General features: G+C 72.0%; 16 protein-coding genes. 11 read left to right on the forward strand and 5 right to left on the reverse strand.

The annotated features are described in order from the left end of the window. The first annotated feature begins 276 nt into the window (after positions 1 to 276). From ACIQM3_RS19890 to ACIQM3_RS19905, 4 genes are all read left to right on the forward strand, one after another. Positions 277 to 720: a nitroreductase family deazaflavin-dependent oxidoreductase gene (locus ACIQM3_RS19890; RefSeq protein WP_401625897.1), complete on the forward strand. Its 444-nt coding sequence runs from the start codon at positions 277 to 279 to the stop codon at positions 718 to 720. A gap of 210 nt (positions 721 to 930) precedes the next feature. After that, the gene (locus tag ACIQM3_RS19895; protein WP_401625900.1) at positions 931 to 1,608 is read left to right on the forward strand and encodes an ABC transporter permease; all 678 of its coding nucleotides are present in this window, start codon (positions 931 to 933) and stop codon (positions 1,606 to 1,608) included. Then, positions 1,605 to 2,282, forward strand: a complete 678-nt coding sequence (locus tag ACIQM3_RS19900) for an ABC transporter permease (RefSeq protein WP_401625902.1) — start codon at positions 1,605 to 1,607, stop codon at positions 2,280 to 2,282. Before ACIQM3_RS19895 ends, ACIQM3_RS19900 begins: the two co-directional genes overlap by 4 nt. Next, on the forward strand, positions 2,279 to 3,232 hold the full coding sequence (locus ACIQM3_RS19905; protein WP_401625905.1) for an ABC transporter substrate-binding protein: 954 nt from the start codon (positions 2,279 to 2,281) through the stop codon (positions 3,230 to 3,232). The genes ACIQM3_RS19900 and ACIQM3_RS19905 overlap by 4 nt, the downstream gene beginning before the upstream one ends. On the opposite strand, the gene ACIQM3_RS19910 is transcribed toward ACIQM3_RS19905, so the two are convergent. Together ACIQM3_RS19910 and ACIQM3_RS19915 are read right to left on the reverse strand one after the other, a co-directional pair. Further along, positions 3,196 to 4,392 carry a Gfo/Idh/MocA family protein gene (locus ACIQM3_RS19910; protein ID WP_401625907.1) on the reverse strand — a complete coding sequence of 399 codons (1,197 nt, stop codon included), beginning with the start codon at positions 4,390 to 4,392 and terminating at the stop codon, positions 3,196 to 3,198. The two genes, ACIQM3_RS19905 and ACIQM3_RS19910, sit on opposite strands and share 37 nt — an antisense overlap. A 144-nt stretch (positions 4,393 to 4,536) precedes the next feature. Continuing rightward, the gene (locus ACIQM3_RS19915; RefSeq protein ID WP_401626483.1) at positions 4,537 to 5,511 is read right to left on the reverse strand and encodes an acetylxylan esterase; all 975 of its coding nucleotides are present in this window, start codon (positions 5,509 to 5,511) and stop codon (positions 4,537 to 4,539) included. 130 nt (positions 5,512 to 5,641) lie between these two features. On the opposite strand from ACIQM3_RS19915, the gene ACIQM3_RS19920 reads away from it, so the two are divergent. Then, positions 5,642 to 5,917, forward strand: coding sequence for a DUF2087 domain-containing protein (locus tag ACIQM3_RS19920; protein WP_401625910.1), 276 nt, complete (start codon positions 5,642 to 5,644; stop codon positions 5,915 to 5,917). A 99-nt stretch (positions 5,918 to 6,016) separates the two neighbouring features. Here the strand turns inward: ACIQM3_RS19920 and ACIQM3_RS19925 are convergent, their stop codons facing one another. Beyond that, positions 6,017 to 6,841, reverse strand: coding sequence for an aldo/keto reductase (locus tag ACIQM3_RS19925; RefSeq protein ID WP_401625913.1), 825 nt, complete (start codon positions 6,839 to 6,841; stop codon positions 6,017 to 6,019). A 133-nt stretch (positions 6,842 to 6,974) separates the two neighbouring features. After that, positions 6,975 to 8,138: an ATP-binding cassette domain-containing protein gene (locus tag ACIQM3_RS19930; RefSeq protein ID WP_401625916.1), complete on the reverse strand. Its 1,164-nt coding sequence runs from the start codon at positions 8,136 to 8,138 to the stop codon at positions 6,975 to 6,977. Between the two features lie 105 nt (positions 8,139 to 8,243). On the opposite strand from ACIQM3_RS19930, the gene ACIQM3_RS19935 reads away from it, so the two are divergent. Further along, positions 8,244 to 9,545, forward strand: a complete 1,302-nt coding sequence (locus ACIQM3_RS19935; protein ID WP_401625918.1) for an alpha/beta fold hydrolase — start codon at positions 8,244 to 8,246, stop codon at positions 9,543 to 9,545. Positions 9,546 to 9,598: 53 nt separating this feature from the next. On the opposite strand, the gene ACIQM3_RS19940 is transcribed toward ACIQM3_RS19935, so the two are convergent. Continuing rightward, positions 9,599 to 10,171: a rhodanese-like domain-containing protein gene (locus ACIQM3_RS19940; protein ID WP_401625921.1), complete on the reverse strand. Its 573-nt coding sequence runs from the start codon at positions 10,169 to 10,171 to the stop codon at positions 9,599 to 9,601. A 216-nt stretch (positions 10,172 to 10,387) separates the two neighbouring features. On the opposite strand from ACIQM3_RS19940, the gene ACIQM3_RS19945 reads away from it, so the two are divergent. From ACIQM3_RS19945 to ACIQM3_RS19965, 5 genes are all read left to right on the forward strand, one after another. Next, on the forward strand, positions 10,388 to 11,119 hold the full coding sequence (locus ACIQM3_RS19945; RefSeq protein ID WP_401625924.1) for a PIG-L deacetylase family protein: 732 nt from the start codon (positions 10,388 to 10,390) through the stop codon (positions 11,117 to 11,119). Between the two features lie 73 nt (positions 11,120 to 11,192). Continuing rightward, entirely contained in the window at positions 11,193 to 11,792 is a 600-nt protein-coding gene (locus ACIQM3_RS19950) for a helix-turn-helix domain-containing protein (protein ID WP_401625927.1), read from the forward strand. 103 nt (positions 11,793 to 11,895) lie between these two features. Beyond that, positions 11,896 to 12,864, forward strand: coding sequence for an NADPH:quinone oxidoreductase family protein (locus tag ACIQM3_RS19955; RefSeq protein ID WP_401625930.1), 969 nt, complete (start codon positions 11,896 to 11,898; stop codon positions 12,862 to 12,864). After that, entirely contained in the window at positions 12,861 to 14,051 is a 1,191-nt protein-coding gene (locus ACIQM3_RS19960; RefSeq protein WP_401625932.1) for an acyl-CoA dehydrogenase family protein, read from the forward strand. The genes ACIQM3_RS19955 and ACIQM3_RS19960 overlap by 4 nt, the downstream gene beginning before the upstream one ends. Then, complete coding sequence (locus ACIQM3_RS19965) at positions 14,048 to 15,169, forward strand: acyl-CoA dehydrogenase family protein (protein ID WP_401625936.1); 1,122 nt, start codon at positions 14,048 to 14,050, stop codon at positions 15,167 to 15,169. The genes ACIQM3_RS19960 and ACIQM3_RS19965 overlap by 4 nt, the downstream gene beginning before the upstream one ends. Positions 15,170 to 15,283: the final 114 nt, after the last annotated feature.

Genomic DNA, 15,283 nt, shown 5'->3' on the forward strand with positions numbered 1-15,283 from the left:
GGTAAGGCTTGGCTTACTCCGCTGCCCCCACGGTACGGCCTGCCCCCGGAAGGACCTGGATCGGGGCGACTGCATATTTCGGAAATACATGGACGTATCAACATCAAGAGACCCGGATTCTGTGAGCTGATTCCTCCTCCGCCGTCTCACGGGGTTCCAGGGAATGAGACGGCAGCCGGCGGGCAGGCTGGCCGGCTGTGTCCCTGCGCACCGCCGGTCCATGGCGAAGCCATGATGAGCACACGACCGCAGCACTCCGACGAGAGGACACGTGACATGCCGATCGAGGGCGAGTACGAGCCGAGCCCGACGACGTGGGTCCGTGAGCAGGTCGAGCTCATCGAGAGCTCCGGCGGAACGCAGGGGACCACCTTGCGCGGCAGGCCCGTCATCCTCCTGACGACGCTCGGCGCCAAGAGCGGCAAGCTCCGCAAGACCCCGCTCATGCGGGTCGAGCACGACGGGGAGTACGCCGTGGTCGCCTCCCTGGGCGGCGCCCCCAAGCACCCCGTCTGGTACTACAACGTGCAGGCCCACCCGCAGGTGGAGCTGCGGGACGGGACCGTGAAGCAGGACATGGTCGCCCGCGAGGTCACGGGGGAGGAGAAGGCCCTGTGGTGGGACCGCGCCGTCGAGGCGTTCCCCGACTACGCCGACTACCGGACCAGGACCGACCGGGAGATCCCGGTGTTCGTCCTCTCCACGGCGGACAAGAGCTGAGACGCCGGCCGGCGGACCGGCCGGGCGCGGAGGGGAGGCCGGGGCGGGCTGATCCGGACCCGGGCCGGCCGGAAGGCCGGGGACCGGCCCGGGTCCGGCGTCGGGAAGAGGCGACCCGCGATCCCGGCCCACCACGGCCCCGTGCGCCCCTACCTCCGAACGGCCGAGCACGCCGCGCGAGCGCTGCGCGGCCCCGGATCCAATGGACAGGTGACCGCGCCCCCCGACGACTGCCTCGCGCGCAATGAGTGGATCTGCGGCGCCTACCTCACCAGCCGTCGTGAGATTCTCACGGACGCGACCCTCCAGCACCTCCAGCTGACCGCCGTGTCCGTGCTGCTCGGCCTCGTGATCGCACTGCCACTCGCCCTGGCCGCCCGCCACCGGCGCTGGGCGGCCGGGCCGGTGCTCGGTGTGACCACCGTCCTCTACACGATCCCCTCCCTCGCGATGTTCTCGCTGCTGCTCCCCGTGTACGGACTGTCCGCCGCGCTCGTCGTCGCCGGCCTCGTCCTGTACTCGCTGACCCTCCTCGTACGGAACATCCTCGCCGGACTGCGCGCCGTCCCCGAAGAGACCCGGCAGGCGGCGCGCGGCATGGGCTACGGCGCCCTGAGGCTCCTTCTCACCGTCGAGCTCCCGCTCGCCCTGCCCGCCGCGATGGCCGGGCTCCGGATCGCCGCCGTGTCCGCCGTCTCGCTCGTCACGGTCGGCGCCATCGTCGGATTCGGCGGGCTGGGCAACCTCATCTACTCCGGCATGAGCACCTACTTCAAGGCCCAGGTGCTCACCGCCTCCGTCCTCTGCGTGGTCATCGCCGTCGCCGCCGACCTGCTGCTCCTCGGGGCGCAACGGCTGCTGACGCCCTGGACCAGGAGGACCTCGTGAACACCCTTGCGGACGCCTGGTCCTGGCTCACCACCTCCGCCCACTGGTCCGGCCCCGACGGCATCTGGAACCGGCTAGGGGAACACCTCTTCCTCACCGTCGTCTGCCTGCTGATCAGCTGTGCCCTCGCCCTGCCGGTCGCCCTCTGGCTCGGCCACATCGGCAAGGGCGGCGCGCTGGCCGTCAACCTGTCCAACATCGGACGCGCGGTCCCCACCTTCGCCGTTCTCGTCCTCCTGCTGCTCACCCCGGTCGGCCGGTGGGACCAGGGCCCGACCGTCATCGCCCTCGTCCTGTTCTCGATCCCCCCGCTCCTGACCAACGCCTACGTGGGCATGCGCGAGGTCGACCCCGACGTCGTACGGGCGGCGCGGGGCATGGGGATGACCGGCCGCCAGATGCTGCGGCAGGTCGAGCTGCCCCTCGCCCTGCCGCTCGTCCTCACCGGCGTGCGCATCGCCGCCGTGCAACTCGTCGCCACCGCCACCCTCGCGGCACTCGTCGGCGGAGGCGGGCTCGGCCGGATCATCACGGCCGGATTCAACCTGGCCTCCACACCGCAGGTCGTCGCCGGAGCCGTACTCGTCGCCCTGTTCGCCCTGCTCGTCGAGGGGCTCTTCGAAGCGGGACTGCGGCTGGCGCCCGGCCGGAACCGCGGACGGGAGGCGGCGTGAGGGGACTGCGGGGAGCGGCCCGCCTCCTGCCGGCGCTCCTCCTCACCGCCGCCTGCACCACGGGGCCCAGCCTGGAGAACCAGGGAGACGTCACCGCGCCGCCCGGCGACAGCAAGCACCTGACCATCGGCTCGGCGGGCTTCACCGAGAGCGACCTGCTCGCCCAGATGTACGCGCTGCTGCTGGACCAGGCCGGCTACTCCGCGAGCATCATTGCCGTCACCAACCGGGAGATCTACGAACCGGCCCTGGAGAGCGGCCAGATCGACGTCGTACCCGAATACGCCGCGACGTTCGCCGACTGGCTCAACGCCAAAGCACACGGGGCCGATGCCACGCCGGTCGGCTCACCCGGCCTGGACACGACCATGAAGGCCCTGCGCCGCCTCGCGGAGCCCCGCGGTCTCACCGTCCTCGAACCCGGCCGCGCCGTCGACCAGAACGCCTTCGCGGTCGCCGTGCCGTATGCCGCGAAGCACCGGCTGAAAACGCTCAGCGACCTCGGGAGATCCGGTCTGCCCGTCCGTCTGGCGGCGGGGGACGAATGCGTGCAGCGCCCCTACTGCGCCCCCGGCCTGAAGAAGACGTACGGCATCGACATCACCGCCGTCGACCCCAAGGGCGTCGGCACCACCCAGGCGAAACAGGCGGTCCAGCGCGGCCAGGACCAGATGGTGCTGACCACCACGACCGACGCCACCCTCGACGACTTCGGCCTCGTCCTGCTGGCCGACGACAAACACCTGCAGAACGCCGACTACCTCGTCCCCGTCGTGAACCGCGCGCGGGCGGGCAGCGCCGGGGTGCGTGACACCCTGGGGAAGCTCAACACCGCGCTGACGACCGCCGACCTGGCCCGGATGAACGAACAGGTCGACAGCTGGCGCAGGCTTCCCGAGGACGTCGCCCGGACCTACCTGGAGTCCCGGAAGCTGATCCCGAAGAGCTGAGCCGGGTCCGCACCGGAGACCGGTCCGGCGCCGCCGTCAGGCCGGGACCTCCGCGGGCCGTTCCGGACGTCCGGCGCCCAGCCGGGCGCATCGCCGTGCAGCGCGCCGTAGTACGGATCGCCGGGGCCGATCTCGCCCGCCCGTACGGTGCCCCCGGTGAAAGCCGCCTTGTAGAGCGCGGCGACCAGCTCCAGGCTCTTCCGGCCGTCCGCGCCGCTGCTCCGCGGCCTGCGCCCGGCCCGCAGGTCCTCCAGCAGTCCCTCGAGCTGCGCCACGTGCGAGCTGGGCACATCGGGACCGAAGTCCCGCCAGACGTCCGCCACTTCGGAGGTGACTCCGGGAGCGGGTGTGATCCGCCAGTCCGCGTTGCGGTGTCCGTACAGGTGGGTGAGTTCGACCGTCGCGCGTTCGCAGTCGATCCGGATCCTGCTGACCTCGTCCGGGCTGAGCACGCTGTTCACCACGGTGGCCACCACCCCGTTCTCGAAGCGGACGAGCGCGGTGGAGACATCCTCCGTCTCCACGTCGTGCACGAGCCGCCCCGCCATCGCGCGGATCTCCGCCCACGGGCCCAGCAGATCGAGCAGCAGATCCATCTGGTGGATGCCGTGCCCCATGGTGGGCCCGCCGCCCTCGCTGCTCCAACTGCCGCGCCAGGGAACGGCGTAGTACGCCTCGTCCCGGTACCAGGTCGTCTGGCAGTGAGCCACCAGCGGCCGCCCCATGGCCTGACCGGCTAGCAGCTCCCGGACGTGGCGGGCGCCCGAGCCGAAGCGGTGCTGGAACACGATCGCCGCGTACGGGCCGTCTCCACCGGAGTTCTCCGCCGCCTCCATCGCGTCGAAGTCCTCCAGCGACGGGCACGGCGGCTTCTCGCACCACACCCACGCCCCGGCACGCAGTGCCGCCACCGTCTGGTCGCGGTGGAACCGGGGCGGGGTGGCGAGCGTGACCAGGTCCGGGCGCTGCTCGGCCAGCATCCGGTCGAGGTCGGTGTACGGGTGGGCGATCCCCGCGTCACGGCAGAACGCCTCGACCGCGGCCGGGTCGACATCGACCGCGGCGACGACCTCCAACGGCTGGCCGGCGGCGAGCGCGGTCAGCGCGGGCAGATGGCTGCCCCGCGCGATCGCGCCCGTGCCGACGATCGCGACCCGCACCGGCTTTTGATGCGAAGGCTTGCTGGTCGTGACAAACACCCCTTCAGGCGAAGAGAGGCGCCCACCCGGTAGTAAGCGCTTTCCACCGGGGAACCTAGGCTCCGCACGCGGGGCGGGTCAAGAGGGGCGGGCCGGGTGCCTCCGTCAGGCCTTCAGCAGCCGGGGGAGCCGCGTGAGCTGTACGGCGTGCTGGAACGGGCCGCCGCCCTCGTGGTCGTTGAAGTCGTACACCTCGATCTCCTTCGTGGCGTGCGCGTACGCGTTGAACGCGGCGAAGACCGTGGACGGCGGGCAGGTCAGGTCCTCCATGGCCACGGAGAACAGCGCGGGTGCCCGCCCGCGTGCGGCGAAGTGGACCCCGTCGAAGTAGGCGAGGGTCCTGGCGGTCTGCTCGGCCCGGCCCCTGTGCGTCTTGAGGTAGTCGCCGATCTCGCGGTAGGGCTTGCGGTCGGTCATCCGGGTCGCCCGGGGGAAGTCGCAGAGGAACGGCACGTCCGGCGCGACGGCCGCGAGGTCCGGCACCAGCCCGCCGACGGCGAGGGCGAGGCCGCCGCCCTGGCTCGCGCCGATCGCCGCGGTGCGGGACGCGTCGGCCAGCGGATGCGAGCGGGCCGCCTCCACCGCGCGTACGGCGTCCGTGATCACCCTGCGGTAGTAGTACGTGGCCGGGTCCTCGATGCCCTGGGTCATGAATCCGGGCAGGGACGGGCCGGAGCCTACCGGGTCGGCGGTGTCGCCCGGGGCCCAGCCGCTACCCTGGCCCCGGGTGTCCATCACGAAGTGGGCCATGCCGGCCGAGGCCCACAGCAGGTGGGTGTGGGGGAGGCTCCGGCCGCCGCCGTACCCGATGAACTCCACGACCACGGGCAGAGGTTCGGTGGTCCCGGCCGGTATGACGAACCATCCCTTGACGGGGTGGCCGCCGAAGCCGGCGAACGTGACGTCGTACACGTCGACCGTGACGAGGCCGAGGTCGGCACGCGGCTCGAAGCAGGCGTCCAGATCGTGTGTCCTCGCCTCGTCGAGCGTGGCCGACCAGAACGCGTCGAAGTCCTCGGGCTCCACCGACCGGCTGCGGTAGGCGTGCAGTTCGTCGAGAGGGAGATCGAACAGGGCCATGCGGAACCGCCTCATGTCGTGAGGGTGAATGAATGGTCACACCGTACGACGGTCGGCCCGAACGTCAACAAGCTCTCGAATGGTGGGAAAAGACGTTGCCCGTCCTGCGGGCTCCTGCGAGGCTTCCGGCATGTCCGATACGGAACCCCGAGGTTCGCACCAGGTGGCCGCACTCCTCTCGGGCGGGCGCCTGACGGTGATCCCCCGCAAACCCGCCCGCCGCGAGCAGTTGCTGGTGCACCTGGCGCACACGCTCTTCGAGCGCGACCGCGTCTACACCGAACGCGAGGTCAACGACGCGCTGCTCACGGTGCACGAGGACTGCTCGGCCCTGCGCCGCTACCTCGTGGTGGCCGGCCTGCTGGAGCGGCCCAGCGACGGCAGCAACTACCGCCGGGGGCGGTAGCCGGCGGGTCCCTCTCGCGTATGCGGAACGCGGCCGGGCGGGCGCATGGCGCCTGCCCCGGCCCGATCGTTCCACGGCCCGGCAGGCCCTCGGCGTGGGTCAGTTGAGTGTGTCGGGGTCCGGGCCCGTGCGCATGCCACGGTCGAGGCCCGCGATGGCGTCCATGTCCGCGGCCGACAGTTCGAAGTCGAAGACATCGATGTTCTGCTGGATGCGCGCGGGCGTGACCGACTTGGGGATCACGACGTTGCCCAGCTGGAGGTGCCAGCGCAGAACCACCTGGGCCGGCGTCTTCCCGTGGCGTTCGGCGAGCGAGACGATCGCCTCGTCCTTCAGCAGCGCGCCCTGGGCCAGCGGGCTCCAGGCCTCGGTGGCGATCCCGTACTCCGCGTGCACGGACCGCAGTTCGGTCTGCTGGAGCCCGGGGTGCAGTTCGATCTGGTTGACCGCCGGGACGAGGGAGCTCTCCTCGCGCAGGCGGCGCAGGTGCGCGGGCTGGAAGTTGGAGACGCCGGCGGCGCGGATCCGGCCGTCGGCGAGCAGCTTCTCCAGCGCCTGCCAGGTCTCGACGTAGAGGCCGCGGGCCGGGGTGGGCCAGTGGATGAGGTAGAGGTCCACATGGTCGAGGCCGAGCTTGGCGAGGCTCGCGTCGAAGGCGGCGAGTGCGGCGTCGTACCCCTGGTCCGCGTTCCAGAGCTTCGTCGTCACGAACAGCTCTTCGCGGGCGAGCCCGGACTCGGCCAGAGCGCGGCCCACGCCCGCCTCGTTGCCGTAGACGGCCGCGGTGTCGATGGAGCGGTAGCCGGCCTGCAGTGCCGCGGTGACCGCGGAAGTGGTCTCGTCGTCGGGAACCTGGAAGACACCGAAGCCGAGCTGCGGAATCGGGACGCCGTTGTTGAGTGTGACGGTGGGGACCGTGGACATGTGGGGCCTCTCGTGATGTCGGACAGAGCCGACCTGCGTACGATGGTTACTAGCGTAGACAATAATTGCACACGCGGGTTAATGGCAAACGCCGGTAAATCGGGCGGGATCGTCGGACATCCGCAGCGGAATCTCAGGCGTCCGCGATCGAGTCGAACCGCACCTGGTCGCGCCCCACCCCCTGCGCGTCCGCATCCACCGACCGGCGCAGCGCCTCGTGGAGCTTCGCCGGGGTCAGGACGCCGAGGAACCTCGCCCCGTCCAGTACCGCGACCCATCCGGCGTCGTGCTGCAGCATCTCGCTGAACGCCTGCTTCAGCGGGGACCCGACAGGCACCCACGCGTCCATGCGCCGCGCCAGACCGCCCACGGTGCCGTCCTCGCCCGCGCCCCGCAGCGCGTCCGCCGCCACCCAGCCGTGCAGCTCGCCGCCGCCGTTCAGGACGACGGCCCAGCGTGCGCCCAGGGCGTCCAGGCGCTGGGCGGCCGCGTGCGCGGGCTCGTCCGTGCGGGCGACCGGAGGCTCCTCCAGGTCGTCGGGCTCGACCGCGGTGACCGACAGCCGCTTCAGGCCGCGGTCGGAGCCCACAAACCGCGCGACGTACGGCGTCGCGGGGGTCCCGAGCACGGCACCCGGGCTGTCGTACTGCTCGATGCGCCCCTCGCCGTACACCGCGATCCTGTCGCCCATCCGCACCGCCTCCTCGATGTCGTGCGTCACGAGGAGCACGGTCTTCCTCACCCTCGACTGGAGGTTGAGGAATTCGTTCTGCAGGCGCTCTCGCACGACCGGGTCCACGGCTCCGAACGGCTCGTCCATCAGCAGTACCGGCGGGTCCGCGGCCAGGGCGCGCGCCACCCCCACCCGCTGGCGCTGGCCCCCGGAGAGCTGGGCCGGATAGCGCGGGCCGTAGGTCTTCGGGTCGAGCCCCACCAGATCCAGCAGCTCGGCGGCCCGCTCCCGCGCCCTGGCGCGCTTCCAGCCGACCAGGGCCGGGACGGTCGCCGTGTTGTCCAGCACGGTCCGGTGCGGGAAGAGTCCCACCTGCTGGATCACATAGCCGATCCGGCGGCGCAGCCGCACCGGGTCGACCGTCGCAATGTCCTCACCACCCACCAGGATCCGGCCGGACGTCGGCTCGATCAGCCGGTTCACCATCATCATCGTGGTCGTCTTCCCGCAGCCGGAAGGCCCGACGAGCGTGACCAGTTCCCCCTCGCCGACCTCGAAGGACAGGCCGTCCACAGCGGTCGTGCCGTCCGGGTAGACCTTGCTGACCTGCTCGAACCGGATCATGAGTGCACGGTAGGAGCCACCGGGGCGGGCCGCACACGGGCCGCGACCGACCGGGTCACGGCCGTGTGCTGAACTGTCCGGGAAACACCGGATACAGGAGTTCCCTTGAACAGCTACCGCCAGCCCGGCATCGTCCTCACCGACCGACGCTTCACGGTCCCCCTCGACCACGACGATCCGGGCGGCGAGACGATCGAGATCTTCGGCCGCGAAGCCGTGGCGAGCGGGAAGGCGACCGAGCACCTGCCGTGGCTGGTCTACCTCGAAGGCGGTCCCGGCTTCGGTGCCCGCCGCTTCGTGGGCACGGAGGCCTGGCTGGAGAGGGCGGTGCGGGAGTTCCGCGTGCTGTTCCTGGACCAGCGCGGGACAGGCCTGTCCGCCCCGGCCAACCGGCAGACCCTGCCGCTGCGCGGCGGCGCCCGCGAACAGGCCGACTATCTGGCCCACTTCCGCGCCGACAGCATCGTCCGCGACTGCGAACTGATCCGCCCGAGGCTCACAGGCGGTGCGCCCTGGACCGTCCTCGGGCAGTCCTTCGGCGGCTTCTGTGCCGTCCACTACCTGTCGGCCGCCCCGGAGGGGCTCGAGACCGTCCTGATCACCGGCGGCCTGCCCTCCCTCGACGCGCACGCCGACGACGTCTACCGGGCCGCGTACCCGCGGATCGAGCGCAAGGTGGCTGCGCACTACGCCCGCTACCCGCAGGACGTCGCCCGCGCCCGCGCGATCGCCGCGTATCTTGCCGAGCACCGCCCGGACAGCGCCGGGCACACGCTGACACCCGAGGGATTCCAGTCCCTCGGCATCATGCTGGGCAGCGGCAACGGCAGCCACCAGCTGCACTACCTCCTGGAGAACGCCTTCGTCGAAGGCCCGCACGGCGCCGAGCTGTCCGACGGGTTCCAGGAGGCCATGCGCGCCGCCACCTCGTTCGCCGGCCACCCGCTGTACGCCCTCATGCACGAGGCGATCTACGGCCAGGGCGCGCGGCCCACCGACTGGGCCGCCGAACGCGTCCGCGCCGAGTTCCCGCAGTTCGACGCCGCCGTCGCACAGGCGGGCGACGGCCTCGTGCTCTTCACCGGCGAGAGCATCCACCCCTGGCACTTCGACGTCGATCCCGCGCTGCGCCCCCTGCGCGAGACCGCGGAGCTGCTCGCCGCCCGCACCGACTGGCCCGTCCTGTACGACGCGGAGCGGCTCGCGGCCAACGAGGTCCCGGTGGCCGCGGCCGTCTACCACGACGACATGTACGTGGACACCGGCCACGCGCTCCGCACCGCGTCCTCGATCCGCGGCCTGCGTACGTGGGTGACCAGCGAGTACGAGCACGACGGCGTGCGCGCGGGCGGCCCCCGCGTCCTGGACCGGCTGCTCGGCCTCGTCCGGGGCGAAGCCGACCGCTAGGTGTTCTTTCCACGGAGGTCGGGGGCGGGGCGTCTCCGGCCGGCCCCTCCCGGTCAGCCCTGGAGGGCGTCGAGCGTGGCGCCCAGGCCGGCCGCCGAGTGCGGCGCGCGGTTGTACGGGAGCTTCGAGAGGACGGCGGCCATGCCGCAGGAGTTGCTCACCGCGGAGTAGACGAGTCCGGCGCCGATGCCCGCCGACAGCCACCGGGCCGCCGGGAAGCGACGGCCTGCGACGAGTCCGGCGACGACCAGCGAACCGGCGGCGAGGCGCACCTGGCGCTCCATCGGCCAGGTCGCCCGGGCGCCCACCGGACGGTCGAGCCCATGCCCGTCGCCCTCCCAGGCGGACGTCCCGCCCGTCAGGGTGGCCGCGTCGATGTCCGCGTCGGCGAGGATCTCGCACGCCCTGGTGGAGCGCACGCCCGAGGCGCACACCACCAGCAGGGAGCCGCGGGCGGAGGCCGACTTCAGGGCGGGCACCGCCTCGGAGAGCCGGTCGAGCGGAACGTTCAGAGCGCCGGGCACGTGCCCGGCGGCGTACTCACCGGGGGCCCGGACGTCGATGACGGTGAACTCCTCCAGCCGGGCTGCGGCCTCGGAGGGGGAGAGGGAGACGGGGCTGATCACGAGCGGGGTTCCTTTCGGTCGCCGGAGCGGGGGGTGGTGCGGGGTCCTTCTCACCCCGGCGCCCCGGACGGTGAACAATACCCCTAGGGGTATTTCTGTCCGGCTCTGCGCGGCTGGTCGTACGGCGCGTCCGCCCGGAGCGGCTCCTTGCTCCCTGCCCCGAACCGCTTCCGGAATGCACGCATCCGTCACCTTCCGCTGGATAGCCTGCCGGGTATGGCAGAGCAGCTGGAACCCATGCCCACGGACTGGCACCGCGCTCTGGCCGTGGTCGCCCACCCCGACGACCTCGAGTACGGCTGCGCCGCCGCCGTGGCCGGCTGGACCGACGAGGGCCGTGAGGTCACCTACCTTCTGGCGACCCGTGGAGAGGCCGGGATCGACACGATCGCCCCTGCTGAATGCGCTCCGCTGCGCGAGCGGGAACAGCGCGAGAGCGCCGCCGCCGTCGGTGTCGCCGCCGTGGAGTTTCTCGACCACAGGGACGGCGTCATCGAGTACGGCACGGCTCTGCGCCGTGACGTCGCCGCGGCCATCCGCCGTCACCGGCCCGAGCTGCTCATCACCCTCAATCACCGGGACACCTGGGGCGGCGTCGCATGGAACACCCCGGACCACCGCGCGGTCGGCCGGGCCACCCTGGATGCCGCGGGCGACGCGGGAAACCGCTGGATCTTTCCCGAGCTGGGTGAGCAGGGTCTCGAGCCATGGGACGGGGTGCGCTGGGTCGCCGTCGCGGGCACCGACCGGCCGACCCACGCGGTCGACGCGACGCCGGGGTTCGAGCGCTCCGTCCGGTCGCTGCTGGCCCACCGCACGTACATCGAGGTGCTGACGGACGAGGACCCGGAGGCGTACTGCCGTACGTTCCTCACGAGCGCCACGGAAGCGGCTGCCGAGCGATTCGGCGGCCGGCCGGCCGTCACCTTCGAACTCTTCGTACGCTGACCCGTCCGGCGGGCACGGCTACGGCTAGAGGTGCCTGATTGACAAATGAGGTTGCTGATTCTGCAATGGGGTCATGAGTGAACAGAATCAGGGCGACCCCGAACTCGACGCCGTGCTCACCGGGGTGGGTCCGCGGCTGAGGCGGCTCCGTAAGGACCGCGGTGTCACGCTCACGGGGCTCTCCGAGGTCACCGGAATCTCCGTCTCCACGCTGTCCAGGCTCGAATCCGGTGGCCGGCGCCCCAGTCTGGAGCTGCTGCTCCCCATCGCCCGGGCCCACGAGGTGCCGCTCGACGATCTCGTCGGGGCGCCGCCGGTCGGCGATCCGAGGGTCAGGGCGAAACCGATCGTGCACGGCGCGAAGACGTCCCTGCCGCTCACCGCCCGGCCGGGGGGTCTTCAGGCGTACAAGGTCATACAGGAGGCGCCATGTACGGAGGCGCCGGAGCAGCGCACGCACGAGGGGTACGAGTGGCTGTACGTGCTCAACGGCCGGCTGCGCCTCAAGCTCGCCGAGCATGACCTGGTCCTGGCCCCCGGTGAAGCCGCCGAGTTCGACACCAGGCTCCCGCACTGGTTCGGCCCGGCGGGCGACGAGCCGGTCGAATTCCTCAGCCTGTTCGGGCCGCAGGGGGAGCGGATGCACGTGAGGGCCAAGCCGAAGCGGTCGTGAACGGGTCCGGGCCGGGTGGCCGCGAGGTGTTCCCAGACGGGCAAGCGACCGCTTAGTATGCGGCGGAGCAGTGGTAATGCCGACAGTGTTGTGGAGGCCCCTCATGCAGGCATGGCGAGTGCACCGGAACGGCGAGCCGAGCGAGGTGATGGAGCTCGAGGAGACGGACCGGCCGACCCCCGGGGACGGGCAGGTGCTGCTCGAAGTGCGAGCGGCGAACATCAACTTCCCGGACGCGCTGCTCTGCCGCGGCCAGTACCAGGTCAGGCCCCCGCTGCCCTTCACCCCCGGTGTGGAGATCTGCGGCGTGACGGAGGACGGACGGCGCGTGCTCGCCACCCCCGCACTCCCGGAGGGCGGTTTCGCCGAGTACGTCGTGGCGGACGAGGCGTCCCTGCTGCCGGCTCCCGACGCCCTGGACGACGCGGAGGCCGCCGCCCTGCACATCGGCTACCAGACCGGCTGGTTCGGGCTGCACCGCCGCGCGCATCTGCAGGCCGGTGAGACGCTGCTGGTGCACGCGGCCGCAGGCGGGGTCGGAAGCGCGGCCGTTCAGCTCGGCAAGGCCGCCGGCGCCACCGTCATCGGGGTCGTCGGCGGGCCCGAGAAGGCCCGGATCGCCCGCGAACTGGGCTGTGACCTGGTGATCGACCGCCGGAGCGAGGACATCGTCGCGGCGGTGAAGGAGGCCACGGGCGGGCGCGGCGCGGACGTCGTCTACGACCCGGTCGGCGGAGACGCCTATGCCAAGTCCGTCAAGTGCATCGCCTTCGAGGGCCGCGTCGTCGTCGTCGGCTTCGCGAGCGGGTCCATCCCCACACCCGGCCTCAACCACGCCCTGGTGAAGAACTACTCGATCGCCGGACTCCACTGGGGCCTGTACAACACCAAGGACCCCGCAGCCGTCCGCGCCTGCCATGACGAGCTCACCAAGCTCGCGGCGCAGGGCGTCATCAAGCCGCTGATCAGCGAGCGCGTCCCCATGGCCGACGCGGCACGGGCCGTCCAGCGGGTCGCCGACGGCACCAGCACCGGCCGCATCGTCGTCCTGCCGTCAGGAGGCACCCGATGAGCACCGTCATCGACGCGGCACAGATCCGCCGCCTCGCGCAGGAGCTGCTGGCGGCACACCCGCCGGCCACCACCGACCGCACCGACTTCCTCAAGGCGCGCTTCGACGCCGGCCTGGCGTGGGTGCACTACCCCGCCGGGCTGGGGGGCCTCGACGCGCCGCGTTCCCTCCAGCCGGTCGTGGACGCCGAGCTCGCCGCCGCAGGCGCCCCCGACAACGATCCCCGCCGTATCGGCATCGGCCTCGGCATGGCCGCTCCGACGGTCCTCGAATACGGCACCGAGGAGCAGAAGCAGCGCTTCCTGCGCCCGCTGTGGGTCGGGGAGGAGGTGTGGTGCCAGCTCTTCAGCGAGCCGGGAGCCGGTTCCGACCTCGCGGCGCTCGGCACCCGCGCGGTCCGCGACGGCGAGGACTGGGTGGTCGACGGACAGAAGGTCTGGACGTCGAGCGCCCATGTGGCCCGCTGGGCGATCCTGATCGCCCGTACCGACCCGGACGTACCCAAGCACCGTGGGATCAGCTACTTCATCTGCGACATGACCGACCCCGGCGTCGAGGTGCGGCCGCTGCGCCAGATCACCGGCGAGGCCGAGTTCAACGAGGTCTTCCTCACCGGCGTACGCATCCCGGACAGCAGGCGGCTCGGACCGGTCGGTGCCGGCTGGAAGGTCGCCCAGACCACCCTGATGAACGAACGCGTGTCCATCGGCGGAGCCCGCATCCCCCGCGAGGGCGGCATGATCGGCACCGTCGCGAAGACCTGGCGCGAACAGCCCGGTCTGCGCACCCACGACCTCCACCAGCGGCTGCTCACCCTGTGGGTCGAGGCCGAGGTCGCCAGGCTCACCGGTGAACGGCTGCGTCAGCAGCTCGTCGCCGGACAACCCGGGCCGGAAGGCTCCGGCATGAAGCTCGCGTTCGCCCGCCTCAACCAGGAAATCAGCGGGCTCGAGGTCGAACTCCTCGGTGACGAAGGCCTGTTGTACAGCGACTGGACCATGCGCCGCCCGGATCTGGTCGACTTCACCGGACGGGACGCCGGCTACCGCTACCTGCGGTCCAAGGGCAATTCCATCGAGGGCGGCACGAGCGAGGTACTCCTCAACATCGTCGCCGAGCGTGTCCTCGGTCTGCCCGTCGAACCGCGCAACGACAAGGACGTCGCCTGGAAGGATCTTGCCCGATGACCGCACAGACCGAAGCCGCCCAGGCACCCGACCTGCTCTACTCGGAAGCCGAGGAGGACCTGCGGTCGGCCGTGCGCTCGCTGCTCGCCGACCGTGCCGACGCGCCGACCGTGATCGCCGGGATCGAGTCCGACACGCCGTACGACCTGCGGCTGTGGGAGTCGCTCGCCACAGGGATCGGGGCAGCCGGGCTGCTGGTCCCGGAGAGGCTCGGCGGCCAGGGGGCCACCCACCGCGAGGCCGCCGTGGTCATGGAGGAGCTCGGCCGCAGCGCCGCCCCGGCGCCGTACCTGACGAGCGCCGTCGTCGCGACCGAGATCCTTCTCGCGCTGGGTGCCGATGACGGCCCGGCCGCCGGACTCCTCGGTGAGCTGGCGGCGGGCAGCCGGATCGCCGTGCTCGCCCTGCCGTTCGCCACGCCCCCCGCCGACGGGGCCGCGGCGATGACCGGCACCCTGGAGCGGACCGTGACCGGCGTCGCGGAGGCGGCTGCGGCCGACGTGCTCTTGGTGCCCACCGCGGAGGGCCTGTACGCGGTGGAGACCGGCGCGGACGGTGTCGCCGTCCAGCCGCTCGTGCCGCTCGACCTGACCCGCCCGCTCGCCACGGTCACCCTGACCGGGGCCACCGGGACCCTGCTCGCGGCGGCGGGCCCGGCAGCCGCCGCTGTGAGCAAGGGCCTGCTCGCCGGTGCGGGGCTGCTCGCGTCCGAGCAGCTCGGACTGGCCGAGTGGTGCCTGACCGAGACCGTCCGGCACACCCGCGAACGCCACCAGTTCAACAGGCCGGTGGGCTCGTTCCAGTCGCTCAAGCACCGGATGGCACAGCTCTGGCTGGAGGTCGTCTCCGCTCGCGCCGCCGCCCGCAACGCCGCGGACGCGCTGGCGACCGGCAGCCCCGACGCGCCGCTCGCGGTGGCCGTGGCGCAGGCCTACTGCTCCAAGGTCGCGGTGCACGCCGCGGAGGAGTGCGTACAGCTGCACGGCGGCATCGGGATGACCTGGGAGCACCCCGCGCATCTGTATCTGAAGCGGGCCAAGGCCGACTCGATCGCGTACGGAACCGCGGGACGCCACCGTGAGGCCGTGGCCGGTCTGGTGGAGCTTCCGGCTCCGTGAGCCGGCGACGGGCGGGGGGGCCCCGGTTCAACCCTGGCCCCCCCCCGTCAAGCCCCGCAGAACGGGGGCGGCGGGGGCCGGGGCCCCCCAGGCGGCGCCCAACCCACCCCGGGG

Origin of the sequence: Streptomyces sp. NPDC091271 (assembly GCF_044757505.1) — a bacterium.
Lineage (GTDB): Bacteria > Actinomycetota > Actinomycetes > Streptomycetales > Streptomycetaceae > Streptomyces.